Genomic DNA, 18413 nt, shown 5'->3' on the forward strand with positions numbered 1-18413 from the left:
GGAACGGGCGTCGAGAGGTGCCGCCGGCGCGGCGATGCCTCCCTTATGGAATGGTTTGGTCACCGGGACACCAACGCCCGCCTCCGATCTGCTTCACTGGCGCGTCATCGGCGAGGCCACCCGCGTGCCCTGCGCCCGCGCCCGTTGATCACTGGAGAATCCCGTGAAGCTGTCGATCCTCATGCCGGTCTACAACGAAGAAGCGCGCGTCGCGGACGCCGTGAAGCAGGCGCTGGCGGTGGAGTACCCGTGCGAGATCGAACTCGTGGTGGTCGACGACGGGAGCCGGGACGGCACGGGGGAGATCCTGGGCCGCACCGATGACGCCCGGTTGCGGGTGGTCACGCATCCCCGCAACGCGGGCAAGGGTGCCGCGATCCGGACGGCGGTGGAGCACGCCCGGGGCGATTACCTGGTGATCCTGGATGCGGATCTGGAGTACGACCCGCAGGACATTCCGCAGTTGCTCGCCCCGGTGCTCGACGGCCGGGCCACCGTGGTGTACGGCAATCGGACCTTCGGCAGCCACAGCGCGTACAGCTTCTGGTACGTGATGGGCAACAAGGGCGTCACGACGGCGGCGAACATGTTGTTCAACTCGTACATCGGTGACCTGGAGACCTGTTTCAAGTTGATGCCGGTCGCCCTCTACCGGTCGTTGGAGATCCGCTCCCGCGGGTTCGGGATGGAGGCGGAGGTGACCGGGAAGCTGTTGCGGCGGCGGATCCGGCCCTACGAGGTGCCGATCAGTTACCGGGCGCGGGGCCGCGAGGACGGCAAGAAGATCACCTGGCGGGACGGGATCGAGGCGTTGTGGATCCTGGGCCGGGAGCGCGTCCGCCGCCGTCCCGCCGGCACCCCTGCCAGCTGACCGGCGCCGGTCGTGATGGCGGGAGAGCGTGGTTCGGGGGCCGTCGGCCGCCTCGTCGTCCGGGTGGTCGTGGCAGCCGTCGGCGTCGGTTGCCTGGTCGTGACCGGCGAAGGGGCCTGGCGGGCGACCGGTTACGGGGTCACGTACCTGCGCGACCCCGGGTACAACGTGGAGGGTCGGCGCGACCAGGTGGACTTCGAGTCGCTGCGCCGCGAGTTCGCCGACCAGGTGCCGCCGGGCAGCCGGGTGTACCGGGTGCCGGCGACCGGTGACAAGTCCCTCTGGCGGCAGCGGTTGGCCGAGTTCGCCGCCCTGGCCGGCAGCGTGGTCGTCGCGCGGCCGGACGCCGCGGACTACCTGGTGGGCGTCGTCGACGTGGCGCAACCCGGGCCGACCGGCCCACGGGTCCGGCTGATCGTCCGGAGGGCCGGTTGAGGACGCCTGTGACCGCCGGCCTGTCGCTCGTGCTCGGCGGGTTTCCGCTGGCGTACGCGCTGCTGCGCAGCCCGTACCTCGCCGTGCTGCTCGCGCCCCTGGTGGCGGCGCTGATGAGCACCGCCGCGGTGATCCTGATGATCCTCGTCGGCGGGCCGCTGGTGCTCTGGCTCGCGCTGGTGCTGCCCGCGGCGGCGGTGCTGGCCTGGTGGCTGCTACGCCGGCCCGGCGCGCCGGCGCCCTACGGCGGTTGGTCGCACGCGCTGCTGACCGCTCTCCCGCTGCTCCCACCGATGCTCTTCGTCCTCGAACCGGCCACGCGCTGGGACTCGCACTCGATCTGGTGGCTGCACGCCGGCTATTTCGGGCAGGACGGCGGGTACGCCCGGGAGGCCATCGGCAGTGCCGGTTTCGCCTTCTCGCACACCGACTACCCACCGCTCGCCTCGGCGCCGGTGGCGGCGGTGTGGAGTGTCTCCGGGCCGGACTTCCGCACCGCACAGGCGATCGGGGCGCTGATCAGCTTCTCGGCGGTCGCGATGCTGGTGCATCTCGTGCGCCGGGTGCTCGCGTGGGCCCCCGCCCCGGCCGCCTGGGCGCTCGCCGCCGGGGTCGGCCTCGCCAGTTGGTCGACCGCGCCGCACGCGGTCACCAGCGGCTACGCCGATCCGCTCTGGTCGGCCGCCCTGGCGGGTGCCGTGGTGGCGCTGCTCCTGGCGGCCGACCCGCTGCGTCGACCGGCGCTGGCCCTGCTGCTGCTGACCGTGGCGGCGTTGACCAAGAACGAGGGCCTGGTCGTCGCGGGCGCGGTCGCGGTTCTGGTCACGGTGCGGGCCCGGGCCCAGCTGCGCCGGGCCTGGCTGGTCTGGCTTCCCGTCCTGGCCGGGGGCGGTTGGGCGCTGCTGGCCCGGCTGCTGGGTGCCCGCTCCGACATCGCGGAGGGCGCCGGCCCAGGCACGGCGCTCGGCTGGAACCCGGAGACGCTGGAGCGCTACCGGGTGACCCTGCGGGCGCTACGCGATCTGGTCGGTCCGGTGGTGGTGGGCGCGCTGGTCGTGGCGGTGCTGGGGGCGCTGTTCCTGCGGGGACGACGCCGCAGGGCCGGCCTCGGGTCGGACGGGTGGCTCTGGGCGGTCTGCGGGTTCTACCTGGCCGTCCTCACGTTGACCTACGTGCTGGGGCCGAACGACATCGAGTGGTGGCTGCGCACCTCGATGTACCGGGTCGCCGTGCTGGTCGTCCTGCTGGTGGCGGTGAGCTGCGCCGGATGGGTCGCGGTCGCCGTCAGTGCCGACCGGAGCGACGAACCGGCGGCAGGAGAGCCGACGCCGGACGAGGTGGCCGGGCCGGCCGGCGGCGCTTCGGAGCTCCCGGCGGCCGACTTGCGGGTGCCGAGCGGGTGACCCGCCACCCGGACCACCTCGCCGATCTCCGACCTGCCGGCGGGCGTGGCCGGAGCTAGCCCCGCGACGGGGTCGCGCCGAGCAGGGCCCGCACCCCGGCGAGGTAGGTCCGCCGGTCCGGCGCGCCGGTCAGGATGCGTTGGGTGAACCAGCCCGGGACCAGAGCGAAGAGCGCCGCGGCGATGGCGTCCGGGTCGGCGTCGGCGGGCAGCTCGCCGGCGTGCTGGGCCCGCCGGACCAGCACTCCGAACTGGGTGCGGAAGCCGCTGTACTTCTCCGCGACGAACGCGGCCAGTGCCGGGTCACGCTGCGCCTCACCCCAGACCTGGATCGCGATGCGGAGCACGCCGTCGGGCCCGAGCTGGGTCTCCACGTACGTCAGGATGCGGTCGAGCGCCTCGACCAGCGGCAGCGGCGGGTCGTGCCGGGCCAACTCGGCGAGCACCTCGCCGGCTCCGCTGACCGCCTGCTCGGCGATGGCGTTGATCAGATCGGTCTTGCTGGGGAAGTAGCGGTAGACCGCGCCGACCGAGAGGCCCGCCTCGGCGATCACGTCCTGCATCGAGGTGCGGTGGAAGCCCTCCCGCAGGAAGCAGCGGCGGGCCGCGTCGACGATCTGGCGGCGGCGGGCGGCGAGGTGTTCGGCCGAGACACGTGGCACGGATACATCGTAAAGCGAACGTTCGCTCTTGACAGCCGCCCCGTTCGGGAGGAACCTGAGGCTTATAAAGAATGAGCGTTCGTTTTAGGAGTGGGATCAATGTCGACCCGTACCCGGTCGCCCCTGCTGCTGGCCGTGCTGGCCGCCGTCCTGGTGGCGGGCGTGCAGGCGCTGCTCGTACCGCTGTTCTCGGCGCCGGCCGCGAACCTCGCGCCGCGCGACCTGCCGGTCGCCGTCGCCGGCCCCGCCCCCGCCGCAACCGAGCTGGCCGGCCGGCTCGCCGCCGCGCGGCCCGGCGCGTTCGAGGTCACCACCCTGCCGGACGCGGCGGCGGCCGACCGGGCGCTGCGCGACCGCGAGGTCTACGCGGCCTTCGTCGCCGGCCCGGGCGGGGTCGCCCTGCACACCGCCCCGGCCGCCAGCCCGACGGTGGCGGCGCTGCTCACCGAGGCGGCCGGCCAGCTCTCCGCCGGACGGCCGGTGCCGGTGGTCGAGGTGGTTCCCGCCGACCCGGACGACCCGCGGGGCGCCGGGTTCGCCGCCGGCTTCCTGCCGCTGGCGCTGACCAGCATGCTCGCCGGGGTGCTGCTCGCCCTGCTGGTCACCGGCCGGGCGGCCCGGCTGGCCGGGTTGGCGGCGTACGCCGTGCTGGCCGGCGGGATCGGCGTGGCGGTGCTGCACGGCTGGCTCGGCCTGCTCGGCGGCGACTGGCTCGCCGAGGCGGCCGCGATCGGGCTCTTCGGGTTGGCCACCGCGGCCATCGTCACCGGCCTCGGCGCACTGCTCGGCCGCCCGGGGATCGGGCTGGGCGCCCTGCTGGTCTTCCTGGTCGGCAATCCGCTCTCGGCGGTCGGCGCGGCCCCCGAGCTGCTGCCGCAGCCGTGGGGGGCGGTGGGGCAGGCGCTGCCGGTCGGTGCCGGCGGCACGCTGCTCCGCTCGGTGGCGTTCTTCGGCGGCGCCGGCGCCGGCACGCCGCTCGCCGTGCTCGCCGGCTACGCCGCGGTCGGCCTCGCCCTGGTGCTGCTGGCCCGGCGCACCCCGGCCCCGGCCGGCGAGCCGGTCGCCGCGCGGCCCGCGGAGGTCGCCGCCTGACCCCGCGTCCCGATCCGCCCCGCGCCCCTACTACAAACTGTCGTTGATAGGGGAAGATGGTCGCCGTGGAAGCTCTCAGACTGATATTGCGCTACGTCCACCTGATCGGGTTCGCGCTGCTGCTGGGCGGGGCCGTCGTCCAGTACGTCAGCGGCCGGCTGCGGATCAACCCGGCCATGCTCTGGGGCGCGGTGATCATGCTGCTGACCGGCATCGGCCTCGCCGCGCCGCTGCGCGACGGCGACGAGCCGGCCCCGGCCAAACTCGTTACCAAGTTGGTGCTCGCGCTGCTGATCTTCGTCATGGTCTTCTTCTCCCGGAAGCGTGACGTGGTCAACCGCGGCCATTTCCTCGCGATCGTCGCTCTGACCCTGGTCAACGCGGCGGTGGCGGTTTTCTGGCGGTAACGTCCCCGACAGGGGGACGGCCCCGGAAAGCGGACGTTGACGACGTCGGGACGCTCGCCTACCAGCATCGAGAGTGACTTGGCCCACCCAAGGGTTACGTAGGGGTAACAGCCACTCAACAGTCGTGCACGATTGTCGGCCGGTGGGTGGGCGCGGGCGTACGCTCCCGTCCGTAACGTGGGACGCCGGCGGCAAGTCGCCAGGCCGGCTAATGGGCTGCCACCGCGCGACCCGCGGTGTGCACTGGGAAGGAGACGTCTTGCGCTCGGTGCGTGGGATGCGGATCGCCTCGGTCCTCGCGGTGGGTGGGCTCGTACTGAGCGCCGCCGCGTGTGGTGAGGCCCCCGAGGAGAACAACGGCGCCGGTGACGGCGGCAAGAAGTACAGCGCCTGCATGGTGACCGACGTCGGCGGCATCGACGACAAGTCGTTCAACACCTCCGCCTGGAAGGGCCTGGAGGCCGCCAAGGCCGAGAACGACAACATCGACATCAAGTACGTGGCGTCGAAGGCCGAGGCCGACTACGAGCCGAACCTGACCCAGTACGTCAACCAGAAGTGCGACTTCATCCTCGCGGTCGGCGGCCTGATGGGCGACGCCACCTCGAAGATCGCCAAGGCGAACCCGAACCAGCAGTTCGGCATCGTCGACGCGAAGCTGCCGGAGAGCAACGTCTACCCGATGCAGTTCGACACCGCCCAGGCCGGCTTCCTGGCCGGTTACCTGGCCGCCGGGATGACCAAGTCCGGCACGGTCGGCACCTACGGCGGCCTGAAGATCCCGCCGGTGACCATCTTCATGGACGGGTACGCCGACGGCGTGGCCCACTACAACAAGACCAAGAGCAAGAGCGTCAAGGTCCTGGGCTGGGACAAGGCCACCCAGAACGGCTCCTTCACCAACGACTTCGTCAAGCAGGACGAGGGCAAGAAGGTCAGCGACGCGCTGGTCGCCCAGGGCGCCGACATCATCATGCCGGTCGCCGGCGGCGCCGGCCTCGGCACCACCGGTGCGGCGAAGGCCTCGGGCGGCAAGTACAACACCATCTGGGTGGACGTCGACGGCTGCGAGAGCACCCCGGACTGCCCGGCCATCATCACCACCGTGGTGAAGAACATCCCGGACGCCGTCAAGGAGGCCGTGCTCAAGGCCGCCGGTGGCGAGAAGCTCAGCGCCAACCCGGGCTTCCTGGGCACGCTGGCCAACAACGGTGTCTCGCTCGCCCCGTACCACGAGTTCGACAGCAAGGTTCCGGCCGAGCTGAAGGCTGAGGTCGACAAGCTGAAGGCGGACATCGCCGCCGGCACGGTCACGGTCACCTCCAAGGCCCAGCCGAAGTGACGCTCCGCCGGCTGCCCGCGGTGAGACGATCACCCGGATAGGCCGGCGAGCGGTACAGCACGACGAACCGGCCGCCCCGGCGCCGCGGGTGAACTCCCGCGGCGGCCGGGGCGGCCGATCCGCTCCACCCGACGACCGGCCCCGCGCCGCGACCGGCCGGCAGCTACGCTGCACCATCGCTTCGCACTCCAGGAGGTTGCGCTGAGACTCGAACTGCGCGGCATCACCAAGCGGTTCGGTGATCTGGTCGCCAACGACCACATCGACCTGACGGTGGAGCCTGGAGAGATCCACGCCCTGCTCGGCGAGAACGGCGCCGGCAAGTCGACCCTGATGAACGTGCTCTACGGGCTCTACCAGCCTGACGAGGGCGAGATCCTGGTCGACGGCCAGCCGCTGAAGCTGAAGGGCCCGTCGGACGCGATCGCGGCCGGGATCGGCATGGTGCACCAGCACTTCATGCTGGTGCCGGTCTTCACCGTGGCGGAGAACATCATGCTCGGCGCCGAGCAGGTGCGCGGCGGCCTCGCCGGCTTCCTGGACCGGCGCCGGGCCCGGCGTCAGGTCACCGAGGTCTCCGAGCGGTACAACCTGCGGGTCGACCCGGACGCGGTGATCGAGGACCTGCCGGTCGGCATCCAGCAGCGGGTGGAGATCGTCAAGGCGCTCACCCGCGACGTCGACCTGCTGATCCTGGACGAGCCCACCGCGGTGCTCACCCCGCAGGAGACCGAGGAACTGCTCGCCGTGATGCGGTCGCTCAAGGCCGCCGGCAAGTCGATCGTCTTCATCACCCACAAGCTCGGCGAGGTCAAGGCGATCGCCGACCGGATCACCGTGATCCGGCGCGGCAGGACCGTCGGCACCGCGTCGCCGGAGGCGAGCCGGGACGAGCTGGCCGCGCTGATGGTCGGCCGGAGCGTCCGGCTCACCGTGGACAAGACCCCCGCCACGCCGGGCCGGCCGGTCCTGGAGGTCGCCGGCCTGGTCGTCGACGACGACCGGCAGGTGCGCGCGGTGGACGGGGTGGACCTCACCGTGCACGCGGGCGAGGTGCTCGGCATCGCGGGCGTGCAGGGCAACGGCCAGACCGAGCTGATCGAGGCGATCATGGGTCTGCGTCCGCTGCTGGCCGGGACGGTCACCCTCGACGGGCAGCCGGTGCACGGCTGGTCGACCAAGAAGGTGCTCCGCGCCGGCGTCGGCTACGTGCCCGAGGACCGCAGCGTCGACGGCCTGGTCAAGGAGTTCAGCGTCGCGGAGAACCTGGTGCTGGACATCTACGACCGGCCGCCATTCGGCGCCGGGCTCGCGCTGAAGCCGGACGAGATCGCCAAGTCGGCCAAGGAGCGGATCGCGCAGTTCGACGTCCGTACCTCCTCCGCCGAGGCGCCGGTCGGCACGCTCTCCGGCGGCAACCAGCAGAAGGTGATCGTGGCCCGGGAGCTGTCCCGGCCGCTGAAGCTCTTCATCGCCGCCCAGCCGACCCGCGGCGTCGACGTCGGCTCCATCGAGTTCATCCACAGCCGGGTCATCCGCGAGCGGGACATCGGCACCGCCGTCATGGTGGTCTCCAGCGAACTCGACGAGGTGATCGGCCTGGCCGACCGGATCGCCGTGATGTACCGCGGCCGGATCATCGGCGTGGTCGGCCCGGACACCCCGCGTGAGGAGATCGGCCTGCTGATGGCCGGTATCACCCCCGACGCGACCGGTGGTCCGACGGCGGGCAGCGACCCGACGGCGGCCGCCGACGGTGCGGCGGCTCCCGAGGGCCCAGGTAGCGAGGACAAGGCATGACGAACCAAGATCCCCGGTCGGGCTCCCCGGACAAGGAGCCGGCGACCGAGGCGCAGGCCGCGCAGAACGCGCTCGGCAACACCGAGCGGGCCGAGACGGCCACCACGCCGCAGCAGCCGGGCGACGGGGGCCGGCCGTCGCTGGGGCGGCTGTTCCTGGACAACCTCTGGGCCGCCAACACGTTCACCGTGACCCTGCTGTCGCTGGTGCTCGCGATGATCGTCGGCGCGGTGCTGATCATCGTCTCGGACCCGGACGTGCTGGCCACCTACAGCTACATCACGGCCCGGCCGTCCGACGCGATCAACGCCAGCTGGACGCTGGTCAGCGAGGCGTACGCCAACCTTTTCAAGGGCGCGGTCTTCGACCCGGAGGCGTTCTCCGGCTGGCTGGACGGCAGCAACGGCTGGGAGGCGGTCCTCGCGCCGATCTCCGAGACGCTCACCTACACCGCGCCGCTGGTCTTCACCGGGCTCTCGGTGGCGCTGGCCTTCCGCGGCGGCCTGTTCAACATCGGCGCGCAGGGCCAGGCCACCGTCGGCGTCATCCTGGCCGCGCTGGCCGGCTTCCTGCTGCCGCTGCCGCCGGGCCTGCACCTGCTGGTCGCGGTGCTCGCCGGTGCGCTCGGCGGTGCGATCTGGGGCTTCATCCCGGGCATCCTGAAGGCCAAGGCCGGTGCCCACGAGGTGATCAACACGATCATGCTCAACTACATCGCCACGTACTTCCTGACCTGGCTGATCGTGCAGAACGGCATCCAGGACCCGAACCGGACCGACGCGATCAGCCGGCCGGTGGACGTCTCGGCCCAGCTGCCCCGGCTGCTCGGTGACAACCTGCGGGTGCACGCCGGCATCCTGCTCGCAGTGCTGGCCACCTGGGCGGTCGCCTGGCTGCTCAACCGCTCCACGCTCGGCTTCGAGCTGCGCGCGGTGGGCGCCAACCCGGACGCCGCGCGGACCGCCGGCATCAGCGTCACCCGGACGTACGTGCTGATCATGGTCTTCTCCGGGATCCTGGCCGGCCTCGGCGGCTCGAACATGGTGCTCGGCTCCACCGCCAGCGCGCTGACCCCGCTGGTGGTCGCGCAGATCGGCTTCGACGGCATCCTGGTGGCGCTGCTCGGCCGGGTGAAGCCGTGGGGCGTGGCTCTGGCCGCGCTGCTCTTCGGCGCGCTCCAGGCCGGCGGCAACCGGATGCAGTCGTACTCGGGGATCTCACTGGAGCTGGTCACCGTGCTCCAGGCGTTGATCGTCATCTTCATCGCCGCGCCGGCCCTGGTGAAGGCGATCTTCCAGCTCCGGGCCGCACGCGCCGCCCGGTTGCAGACGAGCCTGGCGAAGGGCTGGTAACTCATGTCCACCATGGCTGTCCCCGACATCGCGGTCGCCCCGGTCGACGAGGGCTTCTGGACCCGTACCCGGAAGATCGGCCTGACGCTGCTGGGCCTCGGCCTCATCGGGGCGGTGCTCTTCGGGGCCCTCGCCACCGACCAGCAGGCCCGGTTCACCTTGAGCGAGGACGCCGCCGGCGCCGCGCTGGAGATCAACGGCACGTTCGGCGCCATCCTCTTCGGCGTCGTCGCGATCGCCGCCGGCGCGGCCATACTCGCCGGGCTGCCGAAGCGCTGGTTCGTCCTGGTGCTCGGCGTCGGGCTGGTCGGCTTCGTGCTCTCCTTCCTCTGCTGGCAGGTCTCCGCCGCCCCGGCCGGGCAGAACTTCATGCCGCTGGTCAACATGGTCCGCGGCACGTTCATCCTGGCCCTGCCGCTGATCTTCGGCGCGCTCGCCGGCGTGCTCTGCGAGCGCTCCGGCGTGGTCAACGTGGCGATCGAGGGCCAGCTGCTGATGGGCGCCTTCAGCGGCGCGCTCTTCGGCAGCATCTCCGGCAACGTCTGGGTGGGCCTGGTCGCGGCGGCGATCGGCGGCGCGTTCATCTCGCTGCTGCTGGCCATCTTCGCCATCCGCTACCTGGTCGACCAGGTGGTCATGGGCATCGTGCTCAACCTGCTCGCGGTCGGTGTCACCGGCTTCCTCTACGAGCGGCTGATGCAGACCAACGCGCAGCGGTACAACAGCGCACCGCGGTTCACCAACTGGGAGATCCCGCTGCTCAAGGACATCCCGGTGCTCGGCCCGGCGCTGTTCCGCGGCAACATCTTCCTCTACCTCGGCCTGCTGCTGGTGCTGGTGATCCACATCGCGCTGTTCCGGACCCGCTGGGGGCTGCGTACCCGCGCGGTCGGCGAGCACCCGACCGCGGCCGACACCCTGGGCGTCCGGGTGCTCGGGCTGCGCTACCGCAACGTGCTGCTCGCCGGCGTGGTCGCCGGCATCGGTGGCGCCTCCTACACGCTGGCGCTCTACTCGTTCACCAAGAACATGATCGGCGGTAAGGGCTTCATAGCCCTGGCCGCGCTGATCTTCGGCCGGTGGAGCCCGACCGGGGCCCTGCTCGCGGCGCTCTTCTTCGGCTTCGCCGACCAGCTCGGCACGTACCTCGGCGCGATCAACAGCGTGATCCCGAGCCAGTTCCTGGCCATGCTGCCCTATCTGGCGACGATCCTGGCGGTGGCCGGGCTGGTCGGCCGGGTCCGGGCGCCGGCCGCGGACGGCAAGCCGTACATCAAGGGCTGACGGGAGAGCGCGTCATGGAGATCGACTGGGCCCGGCTGCGGGCCGCCGCCACCGAGGTGATGCGGCACGCGTATGCGCCGTACTCGAAGTTCCCGGTCGGGGCGGCCGCCCTGGTCGACGACGGCCGAGTGGTGGTCGGCTGCAACGTGGAGAACGCCGCGTACGGCGTGGTGCTCTGCGCCGAGTGCGGCGTGGTCTCCTCGCTGCACGCCACCGGCGGCGGGCGGCTGGTCGCGCTCTCCTGCGTGGACGCCACCGGCGAGCCGCTGATGCCGTGCGGCCGGTGCCGGCAGCTGCTCTGGGAGAACGGCGGCCCGGACTGCCTGATCGAGGCGAAGGGCCGGCCGCTGCGGATGGCCGAGCTGCTGCCGCACGCCTTCGGCGTGGAGGACCTGGAGCAGGTGGTCGGCGAAACCCCGCTGCCGGTGGTGCCGGAGCGGCTGGCCGCCTGGCGCGGCCGCGGCACCGTCTTCGTGCACCCCGATCTCTCCGCCGGCCAGCAGGTGTGGACGGCGTACTGGGAGCGGTCGGCCGGGGACGATGCCGGCGCCGAGACCGGGGTGCTGGAGGAGGGCCCGAGCTGGGACGACCCGGCGGAGGCGATCACCTGGGGGCTGGCCCGGACGCCCCGGGTGGTGGTGGTCGACGCGGCCGGCACCATCTTCTGGGCCGGCGAGGGCGAGCCGCCGATGGAGATCCCGGTTCGTTGGCCCGGTGCCTGAGCTCGGATCCGATCGCGCCGGCTCTCGGGCCGGCTGGGCTTCAGGGCCGGTCGCACAACGACTGATAGGAACTTCAAGGTGAGTACTTTTGCTGCCGTTGACGTCATTCGGACCAAGCGGGATGGCGGGGTGCTGTCGGACGGGCAGATCGACTGGGTGGTGGACGCGTACACCCGGGGGCTGGTCGCCGACGAGCAGATGTCGGCGCTGGCCATGGCGATCCTGCTGCGCGGCATGACCCCGGCGGAGATCGCCCGGTGGACGGCCGCGATGATCGCCAGCGGGGAGCGGCTGGACCTCTCCGCGGTGGACCGCCCGACCGCCGACAAGCACTCCACCGGCGGCGTCGGTGACAAGATCACCCTTCCGCTGACCCCGCTGGTGGCGGCCTGCGGCGCGGCCGTGCCGCAGCTCAGCGGGCGCGGCCTGGGGCACACCGGCGGCACCCTGGACAAGCTGGAGTCGATCCCGGGCTGGCGGGCGGCGCTCAGCAACGACGAGTTCATCGCCCAGTTGCGGGACGTCGGCGCGGTGATCTGCGCGGCCGGCGAGGGGCTCGCCCCCGCCGACCGCAAGCTGTACGCGCTGCGCGACGTCACCGGCACCGTCGAGGCGATCCCGCTGATCGCCAGCTCGATCATGAGCAAGAAGATCGCCGAGGGCACCGGCGCGCTGGTGCTCGACGTCAAGGTCGGCTCCGGCGCGTTCATGAAGTCCGTCGACGACGCCCGCGAGCTGGCCCGGACCATGGTGGAGCTGGGCGGCGCCCACGGGGTGCGTACGGTCGCCCTGCTCACCGACATGTCCACCCCGCTCGGCCGGGCCATCGGCAACGCGGTGGAGGTGACCGAGTCGGTCGAGGTGCTGGCCGGCGGCGGCCCGGCCGACGTGGTCGAGCTGACCCTGGCGCTGGCCCGGGAGATGCTCGACGCGGCCGGCCTGCCGGACGCCGACCCGGCGGCCGCGCTGCGCGACGGCCGGGCGATGGACGCCTGGCGGGCGATGATCCGGGCCCAGGGCGGCGACCCGGACGCCCCGATGCCGACCGCGAACGAGGTCGAGGTGGTGCGCGCGGACGCGGACGGCTTCGTCGCGGCGGTCGACGCGTACGCCATGGGGGTGGCCGCCTGGCGGCTCGGCGCCGGCCGGGCCCGCAAGGAGGACCCGGTCAGCGTGCCGGCGGGCGTGCTGCTGCACAAGCGCCCGGGCGATGCGGTGCGGGCCGGCGAGCCCCTCTACGAGCTGCGCGCCGAGCACGCCGGGCGGATCCCGGCGGCGCTGGCCGAGGCGGAGCGGGCGGTGCGGATCTCCCCGACCGCCCCGGCCGCGACCCCGCTGGTGATCGAGCGGATCGGCTGAGCGGCCCGCCGGGGCGGCATGGTGCTGGTCACCTGGGAACGCTATTCTCCCAGGCCAAGGGGGAACACCGGCGCTGAGCCGTCGCGAGCAGACAGGAATTTTCCGCCGTGATCGTTGCTGCCCCCGACCCCCGTGAGGTGCGCGAAGCCAGCCTGGACGAGCTGTCCCGGTTGCGCCTGCCCCTGCCGCCGCCGCAGTTCCCGCTGGTCTGGGAGCCCGGCGACCAGATCAAGCTACGCCCCACGGCCGAGATCGAGGCGCGGGTGGCGGTGCTGCACCTGATCCTGGCGCGCTGCTTCGGGATGCCGCCGCAGGCCGCGATGAGCTGGCTGCTCGCCTCGCACCTGGTCGAGATGGTCACCCCGCCGGAGTGGCAGTTCGTCACCGGCGGCCGGGGCGACCACCGCTCGTTCGTGCTGCACCACGACGCGCTCTTCGCGCTGGCCTGGGTGCTCGGGCTGACCAAGCAGCTCGACCCGACGCTGCCGGTGGACGAGCGGCTGGTGGAGCGGATGCCGTACATCGCCGGCGGGGAGACCTTCGGGCAGTGGCGCACGCGCATCCTGGCCGCCCCGCAGCACCCCGCCGACGCGGCGGCCCTGCTCGACCTGCACTACTGCCTGGACTGGGCGTACCTGGACGTGCAGCGGGCCGGCCGGACGCCGCCCGGCCTGGTGGACGCCAACGCGATCGGGCAGCGACGGTGGGCGCTGGAGTGGGCGGTGATCCTGCGCGGGCCGTACCACGACGAGCCTCCGGGCTGGGAAGAGGTCGACCTCTCCACCTGAGCCGACGGCTCCGGGTCAGCGCGGACGCCAGACCGGTCAGCGCGGACGCCAGACGGTCAGCCGGACCGACACGGTCACCCGTACCGGTTCGGGCAGGGCGGTCACCCGGGCGGCGAGCCCGGCCGGGTCGGTGTGCCAGGCGCTCGGCCCCATGCCGACCAGCGTCGCCACCTCCGGGCCGGTCAGCGCCAGCTCCCGCCGCAGGCCGGTCTCGGTCTCCAGGCTGAACCGGTCGCCGAGGCTCTCCGCGACCCGGTCCGGCTTGGCCGGGTCGACCCGGAGCAGGCCGAGCGCGCCGACCAGTTCGGCGAGGTGGTCGTCGGCCGGGGTGACCACCAGCAGCGCTCCGGCCGGGTCCAGGACGCGGTGGAACTCCGCGCCGTTGCGCGGGGCGAAGACGTTCAGCAGCACCGAGGTCGAGGCGTCGGCGAGCGGCAGCCGCTGCCAGGTGTCGGCGAGCGCCGCCGCGGCGCGCGGGTGGGCCCGGGCCGCCCGGCGCAGCGCCGGCTTCGAGACGTCCAGCGCCAGACCGACGGCGTCCGGCAGCGCCGCCAGCACCGTCGCGAGGTAGCGGCCGGTCCCCGCTCCGGCGTCCACCACCAGCGGGTACGCCCCGGCGCCCGGCGCCGCCCCGACCCGGGCCGTAGCCTCCGTCGCCGCCTCGGCGAGGGCGGCGGAGATGACGTCGTAGTGCCCGGCGGCCAGGAAGTCCGCCCGGGCGGCCACCATCTCGGCGGTGTCCCCGGCGTGCGGGGCGCGGCCGGCGAGCAGGTTCACGTAGCCCTGCCGGGCCACGTCGAAGCTGTGCCGGCGTGGGCAGCGCAGCGCGCGGGCGGTGCCGGCGGTCGCCTCGGCCAGCGGCTGGCCGCAGACCGGGCAGCGCAGCTGGTCGACGATGCGGGCGTCCACGTCAGGCGCCCGGTGCGGTCGGCGCCGCGCGGCGGTCGGGATCGGTCAGGCGGGCGATCACCCGGTGGGTGAGCGCGTCCAGGGCGGCGATCTCCTCGGGCGTGCACAGGTCGATGAGGTGCCGCCGGACGGCCGCCACGTGGCCGGGGGCGGCGGCCTCGATCGCCTGCCGGCCCGCGGCGGTCAGCGTGACGATCGCGCCCCGGCCGTCCGTCGCGCACTCCTCGCGGGTGACCAGCCCGCGTTGCTGCATCCGGGTCAGGTGGTGGGAGAGCCGGCTGCGGGACCAGAGCATCCGGTCGGCCAGTTCGCTGAGCCGCAGCCGCTGCCCGGGGGTCTCGGAGAGATCGGAGAGGACGTCGTAGTCGGGCTCGGAGAGCCCGGCGTCCCGCATCAGCTCGCGGGCCAGTTCGAGGTCGAGCAGGCGGCGCATCCGGCGGTAGCCGCGCCAGGCGCGCTGCTCCCGCTCGTCGAGCCAGCGTGGTTGCTCCATGCCGGTCATCGTAGTCATCTGGTTGACACGTCACCAACCCGCTCCTAGGGTGAGTGACATGTCAACCAAACTTCCGGGGCGGCTGCTCCGGCTGTTCACCGGTCTCGTGCTCTTCGGCGTCAGCGTGGCCCTGATGGTCCGGGCCGACCTCGGCCTCGCGTCGTGGGACGTGTTGCACCAGGGCCTGGCCGAGCGGACCGGGCTGCCCCTCGGCCAGGTGGTCAACCTGGTCGCGGTCGCCGTGCTGCTGCTCTGGATCCCGCTGCGGCAGCGCCCGGGGTTCGGCACGGTGGCGAACGCGGTGGTGGTGGGCGTGACCGCCGACGCCGTGCTCGCCGTCCTGCCCCCGGTCGGGCCGGTCGCCGCCCGGGCCGGCCTGCTGGTCGCCGGCATCCTGCTCAACGGGCTGGCCACGGCCCTCTACCTCGGTGCGCGCCTCGGCCCCGGGCCGCGCGACGGCCTGATGACCGGGCTGGCCGCCCGGGGCCTGCCGATCCGCCGGGTACGCACCGCCATCGAACTGGGCGTACTCGCGCTCGGCTGGGCGCTCGGCGGCACCGTCGGGCCCGGAACCCTGCTCTACGCGGTCAGCATCGGGCCGCTGGCGCACCACCTCATCCCGAAGTTCACCGTGCCGGCCGCCGGCCGGCCCACCCCCATCGGAGTGACCCCGCCATGCCCTGCCTGACCGTCATCGTCGCGAGCACCCGGCCCGGCCGGGTGGGCCGCCGGATCGGCGACTGGTTCACCGAACTCGCCACCCGCCACGGCGCCTTCGACGAGGTGCGCCTGGTCGACCTCGCCGAACTCGACCTTCCCTTCCACGACGAGCCGCACCACCCGTCCGAGGGGCGCTACCTGCACCGGCACACCCGCGAGTGGAGCGCCATCGTCGACGCCGGGGAGGCCTTCGTCTTCGTCATGCCGGAGTACAACTACGGCTTCAGCGCGCCGTTGAAGAACGCCGTCGACTACCTCTACACCGAGTGGCAGTACAAGCCGGTCGGCTTCGTCAGCTACGGCATGACCTCCGGGGGCCTGCGTGCGGTCCAGATGATCAAGCAGGTGGTGACCACCCTCAAGATGGTGCCGGCGAACGAGGCGGTGACCGTGTTCCTGCGCCAGGCGCTCGACGACACCGGCGCGCTGGTGCCGGACGCCGGTCGGGACGTCGCCGCCGAGGCGATGCTCGACGAGGTGGCCCGGCTCGCCGCCGCCCTCGCGCCGCTGCGGGTGCCCGCGTGAGCGCCCGGCTCTGGGAGCTGTTCGGGCGGCGCGGGCGGGGCGTCCTGGTCACCCTCCGCCGGGACGGCCGACCCCAGCTCTCCAACGTCGACTACCTCGCCGAGCCCGGCCTGATCCGGTGCTCGACCACCGCCGACCGGGCCAAGGTACGCAACCTGCGCCGCGACCCGCGGGCCAGCTTCCAGGTCAGCACGGCCGACGGCGGGGCGTACGCCGTCGCGGAGGGGCTGGTCACCCTGAGCCCGCCGGCCGCCGCCGAGGACGACGCCACGGTCGAGGAGCTGGTCGAGGTCTACCGGGAGATCCGGGGAGAACACCCCGACTGGGCCGACTACCGGGCGGCGATGGTCGCCGACGGCCGGCTGGTGCTGCGACTCGCCGTCGAGCGGGTCTACGGCTGGCGTCCCTGACCCGTTGCGCCGGTCGGATCGGCCGGCAGGCGGGTGCCGACTAGGGTCTGGGCATGGTCGCGACAATCCGGTACGAGGACATCGTCAAGGTTCCGAAGGCGCTGCTGCACGACCACCTCGACGGCGGCCTGCGGCCGGCGACGGTCGTCGAGCTGGCCGCCGAGGTCGGCCACGAACTGCCCACCACCGACCCGGTGGCGCTGGGTCGCTGGTTCGTCGAGGCGGCCGACTCGGGTTCGCTGGAGCGCTACCTGGAGACGTTCGCGCACACCGTCGCCGTCATGCAGACGGCGTCGGCGCTGCGCCGGGTGGCCCGGGAGTGCGCGCTGGACCTGGCCGCCGACGGGGTGGTCTACGCCGAGGTGCGGTTCGCCCCCGAGCAGCACCTGGAGCGGGACCTGTCGCTGGACGAGGTGGTCGAGGCGGTGCTGGCCGGCTTCGCCGAGGGCAGCGCCATGGCGGCCGAGGCGGGCAGCCCGATCCGGGTCGGCACCCTGCTCACCGCGATGCGGCACGCCGCCCGCTCGCAGGAGATCGCCGAGCTGGCGGTGCGGCACCGGGACGTCGGGGTGGTCGGCTTCGACATCGCCGGCGCCGAGGCGGGCTTCCCGCCCACCCGGCACCTGGACGCCTTCGAGTACCTCCAGCGGGAGAACTTCCACTTCACCATCCACGCCGGCGAGGCGTTCGGGCTGCCGTCGATCTGGCAGGCGATCCAGTGGTGCGGGGCGGACCGGCTCGGCCACGGGGTGCGCATCGTCGACGACATCACCCCCGGCCCGGAGCCGAAGCTCGGCCGGCTGGCCGCGTACGTGCGGGACAAGCGGATCCCGCTGGAGCTGTGCCCGTCCTCGAACGTGCAGACCGGCGCCGCCGCGTCGATCGCCGAGCACCCCATCGGGCTGCTGCGGGACCTGCGCTTCCGGGTCACCGTGAACACCGACAACCGGCTGATGAGCGGCACCTCGATGTCGCGCGAGATGGCCCTGCTGGTGGAGGCGTTCGGCTACGGCTGGCGCGAGTTGCAGTGGTTCACCATCAACGCGATGAAGAGCGCGTTCATCCCGTTCGACCAGCGGCTGCAGATCATCGACGAGGTGATCAAGCCGGCGTACGCCAAGCTGCTGCCCTGATCACCGGCGGTGCGGGTGGCCGGCGAGCAGGCCGGACACCCCGCGCAGCACCTCGCGGGCCCGGGCGGCCTCCGCGCCCAGGCCGGTCTGCCGGCGCAGCACCGCCGGCTCCGCGCGCAGCAGCGCCACCCCGCGCCGGATCAGCACCCGGGGCGCCTTGCGCTGCTCGGCGAGGTCGCGGGCCAGCCGGCGGACGAAGGTGGCGCCGCGCGGCCGCCGCAGGGCGTACGCCCCGGCGAGCAGCCCGCGCCGCCGGCACTCCTCGACGATCTCGGCGGCGAAAATCCCTTCGGCCACGAAAAGTGGCGAACCGGCGATATCAAATGGCCGGGTGGCCACCCGGCGGTCGGCGTCGATGGCGTAGACCGGCACGTCCGCCCGACCCTCCCGGGCCAGTCGGGCAATTGTCTCGACGGCCGCGACGGCGTCCCAGGAGAGCGGCGACTCCCAGTCCACCTGGCCGTTTTGCCGTGGCAACGTAGGGTCATCGCCGTCCTTGTAGAAGTCGTCCAGGCACAGCACCGGAAGCCCGGTTCGCTGCGCTATGTACGACTTTCCGGACCCTGAGGGGCCCGCGAGCAGCACAACGCGGTGGGGGTGATCCATTACCTTCAGTGACTCCGGCCAGACGGATTGCTATCAAATCGCATCAACATCTCATCACACCTTCGGCGAGGGCCAACCTGGGCTTTCTTCTTGCGGGGCGG

At 72.8% G+C, this 18413-nt stretch carries 20 protein-coding genes; 16 read left to right on the top strand and 4 right to left on the bottom strand.

Annotation, left to right across the window (positions count from 1 at the left end; all coding sequences use genetic code 11):
* Positions 1-163: 163 nt before the first annotated feature.
* From ACVCAH_RS06515 to ACVCAH_RS06525, 3 genes are all read left to right on the top strand, one after another.
* On the top strand, positions 164-871 hold the full coding sequence (locus ACVCAH_RS06515) for a glycosyltransferase family 2 protein (RefSeq protein WP_447135123.1): 708 nt from the start codon (positions 164-166) through the stop codon (positions 869-871).
* A 63-nt stretch (positions 872-934) separates the two neighbouring features.
* Positions 935-1306, top strand: a complete 372-nt coding sequence (locus tag ACVCAH_RS06520) for a hypothetical protein (protein WP_447135124.1) — start codon at positions 935-937, stop codon at positions 1304-1306.
* Positions 1303-2709 (top strand): hypothetical protein, encoded by a 1407-nt coding sequence (locus tag ACVCAH_RS06525; protein WP_447135125.1) that lies wholly within the window; start codon positions 1303-1305, stop codon positions 2707-2709. The genes ACVCAH_RS06520 and ACVCAH_RS06525 overlap by 4 nt, the downstream gene beginning before the upstream one ends.
* A gap of 55 nt (positions 2710-2764) precedes the next feature.
* Here the strand turns inward: ACVCAH_RS06525 and ACVCAH_RS06530 are convergent, their stop codons facing one another.
* Positions 2765-3370, bottom strand: coding sequence for a TetR/AcrR family transcriptional regulator (locus tag ACVCAH_RS06530; RefSeq protein ID WP_447135126.1), 606 nt, complete (start codon positions 3368-3370; stop codon positions 2765-2767).
* A gap of 99 nt (positions 3371-3469) precedes the next feature.
* Between ACVCAH_RS06530 and ACVCAH_RS06535 the strand changes: the two genes are divergently transcribed.
* The 9 genes from ACVCAH_RS06535 to ACVCAH_RS06575 all read left to right on the top strand — a co-directional run bounded on the left by ACVCAH_RS06535 (position 3470) and on the right by ACVCAH_RS06575 (position 13516).
* Positions 3470-4462, top strand: coding sequence for a hypothetical protein (locus ACVCAH_RS06535; protein WP_447135127.1), 993 nt, complete (start codon positions 3470-3472; stop codon positions 4460-4462).
* Between the two features lie 65 nt (positions 4463-4527).
* Positions 4528-4869 (top strand): hypothetical protein, encoded by a 342-nt coding sequence (locus ACVCAH_RS06540; protein ID WP_447135128.1) that lies wholly within the window; start codon positions 4528-4530, stop codon positions 4867-4869.
* Between the two features lie 277 nt (positions 4870-5146).
* Complete coding sequence (locus ACVCAH_RS06545; protein ID WP_447135337.1) at positions 5147-6211, top strand: BMP family lipoprotein; 1065 nt, start codon at positions 5147-5149, stop codon at positions 6209-6211.
* A gap of 261 nt (positions 6212-6472) precedes the next feature.
* Positions 6473-8011, top strand: coding sequence for an ABC transporter ATP-binding protein (locus ACVCAH_RS06550; RefSeq protein WP_447135338.1), 1539 nt, complete (start codon positions 6473-6475; stop codon positions 8009-8011).
* A complete protein-coding gene (locus ACVCAH_RS06555; RefSeq protein WP_447135129.1) occupies positions 8008-9363 on the top strand; it encodes an ABC transporter permease in 1356 nt (451 codons plus the stop codon). Before ACVCAH_RS06550 ends, ACVCAH_RS06555 begins: the two co-directional genes overlap by 4 nt.
* A gap of 3 nt (positions 9364-9366) precedes the next feature.
* Positions 9367-10647 carry an ABC transporter permease gene (locus ACVCAH_RS06560; protein WP_447135130.1) on the top strand — a complete coding sequence of 427 codons (1281 nt, stop codon included), beginning with the start codon at positions 9367-9369 and terminating at the stop codon, positions 10645-10647.
* A 14-nt stretch (positions 10648-10661) separates the two neighbouring features.
* Positions 10662-11369, top strand: coding sequence for a cytidine deaminase (locus ACVCAH_RS06565; protein WP_447135131.1), 708 nt, complete (start codon positions 10662-10664; stop codon positions 11367-11369).
* 78 nt (positions 11370-11447) lie between these two features.
* Positions 11448-12728, top strand: a complete 1281-nt coding sequence (locus ACVCAH_RS06570; protein WP_447135132.1) for a thymidine phosphorylase — start codon at positions 11448-11450, stop codon at positions 12726-12728.
* A 107-nt stretch (positions 12729-12835) separates the two neighbouring features.
* The gene (locus ACVCAH_RS06575) at positions 12836-13516 is read left to right on the top strand and encodes a DUF4272 domain-containing protein (RefSeq protein ID WP_447135133.1); all 681 of its coding nucleotides are present in this window, start codon (positions 12836-12838) and stop codon (positions 13514-13516) included.
* A gap of 36 nt (positions 13517-13552) precedes the next feature.
* Here ACVCAH_RS06575 and ACVCAH_RS06580 read toward each other — a convergent pair whose 3' ends face one another.
* Positions 13553-14425, bottom strand: coding sequence for a putative RNA methyltransferase (locus tag ACVCAH_RS06580; protein WP_447135134.1), 873 nt, complete (start codon positions 14423-14425; stop codon positions 13553-13555).
* Position 14426: 1 nt separating this feature from the next.
* Complete coding sequence (locus ACVCAH_RS06585; protein WP_447135135.1) at positions 14427-14918, bottom strand: MarR family winged helix-turn-helix transcriptional regulator; 492 nt, start codon at positions 14916-14918, stop codon at positions 14427-14429.
* A gap of 58 nt (positions 14919-14976) precedes the next feature.
* Between ACVCAH_RS06585 and yczE the strand changes: the two genes are divergently transcribed.
* The 4 genes from yczE to ACVCAH_RS06605 are packed head-to-tail and all read left to right on the top strand — an operon-like array spanning position 14977 to position 17706.
* A complete protein-coding gene (yczE, locus tag ACVCAH_RS06590) occupies positions 14977-15606 on the top strand; it encodes a membrane protein YczE (RefSeq protein ID WP_447135136.1) in 630 nt (209 codons plus the stop codon).
* Positions 15594-16163: an NADPH-dependent FMN reductase gene (locus ACVCAH_RS06595; protein ID WP_447135137.1), complete on the top strand. Its 570-nt coding sequence runs from the start codon at positions 15594-15596 to the stop codon at positions 16161-16163. The genes yczE and ACVCAH_RS06595 overlap by 13 nt, the downstream gene beginning before the upstream one ends.
* A complete protein-coding gene (locus ACVCAH_RS06600) occupies positions 16160-16573 on the top strand; it encodes a PPOX class F420-dependent oxidoreductase (protein ID WP_447135138.1) in 414 nt (137 codons plus the stop codon). The genes ACVCAH_RS06595 and ACVCAH_RS06600 overlap by 4 nt, the downstream gene beginning before the upstream one ends.
* A 53-nt stretch (positions 16574-16626) precedes the next feature.
* Complete coding sequence (locus ACVCAH_RS06605) at positions 16627-17706, top strand: adenosine deaminase (protein WP_447135139.1); 1080 nt, start codon at positions 16627-16629, stop codon at positions 17704-17706.
* On the opposite strand, the gene ACVCAH_RS06610 is transcribed toward ACVCAH_RS06605, so the two are convergent.
* Positions 17707-18162: an ATP-binding protein gene (locus ACVCAH_RS06610; protein ID WP_447135140.1), complete on the bottom strand. Its 456-nt coding sequence runs from the start codon at positions 18160-18162 to the stop codon at positions 17707-17709.
* Positions 18163-18413: the final 251 nt, after the last annotated feature.

It is taken from the genome of Micromonospora sp. LZ34, assembly GCF_052981855.1.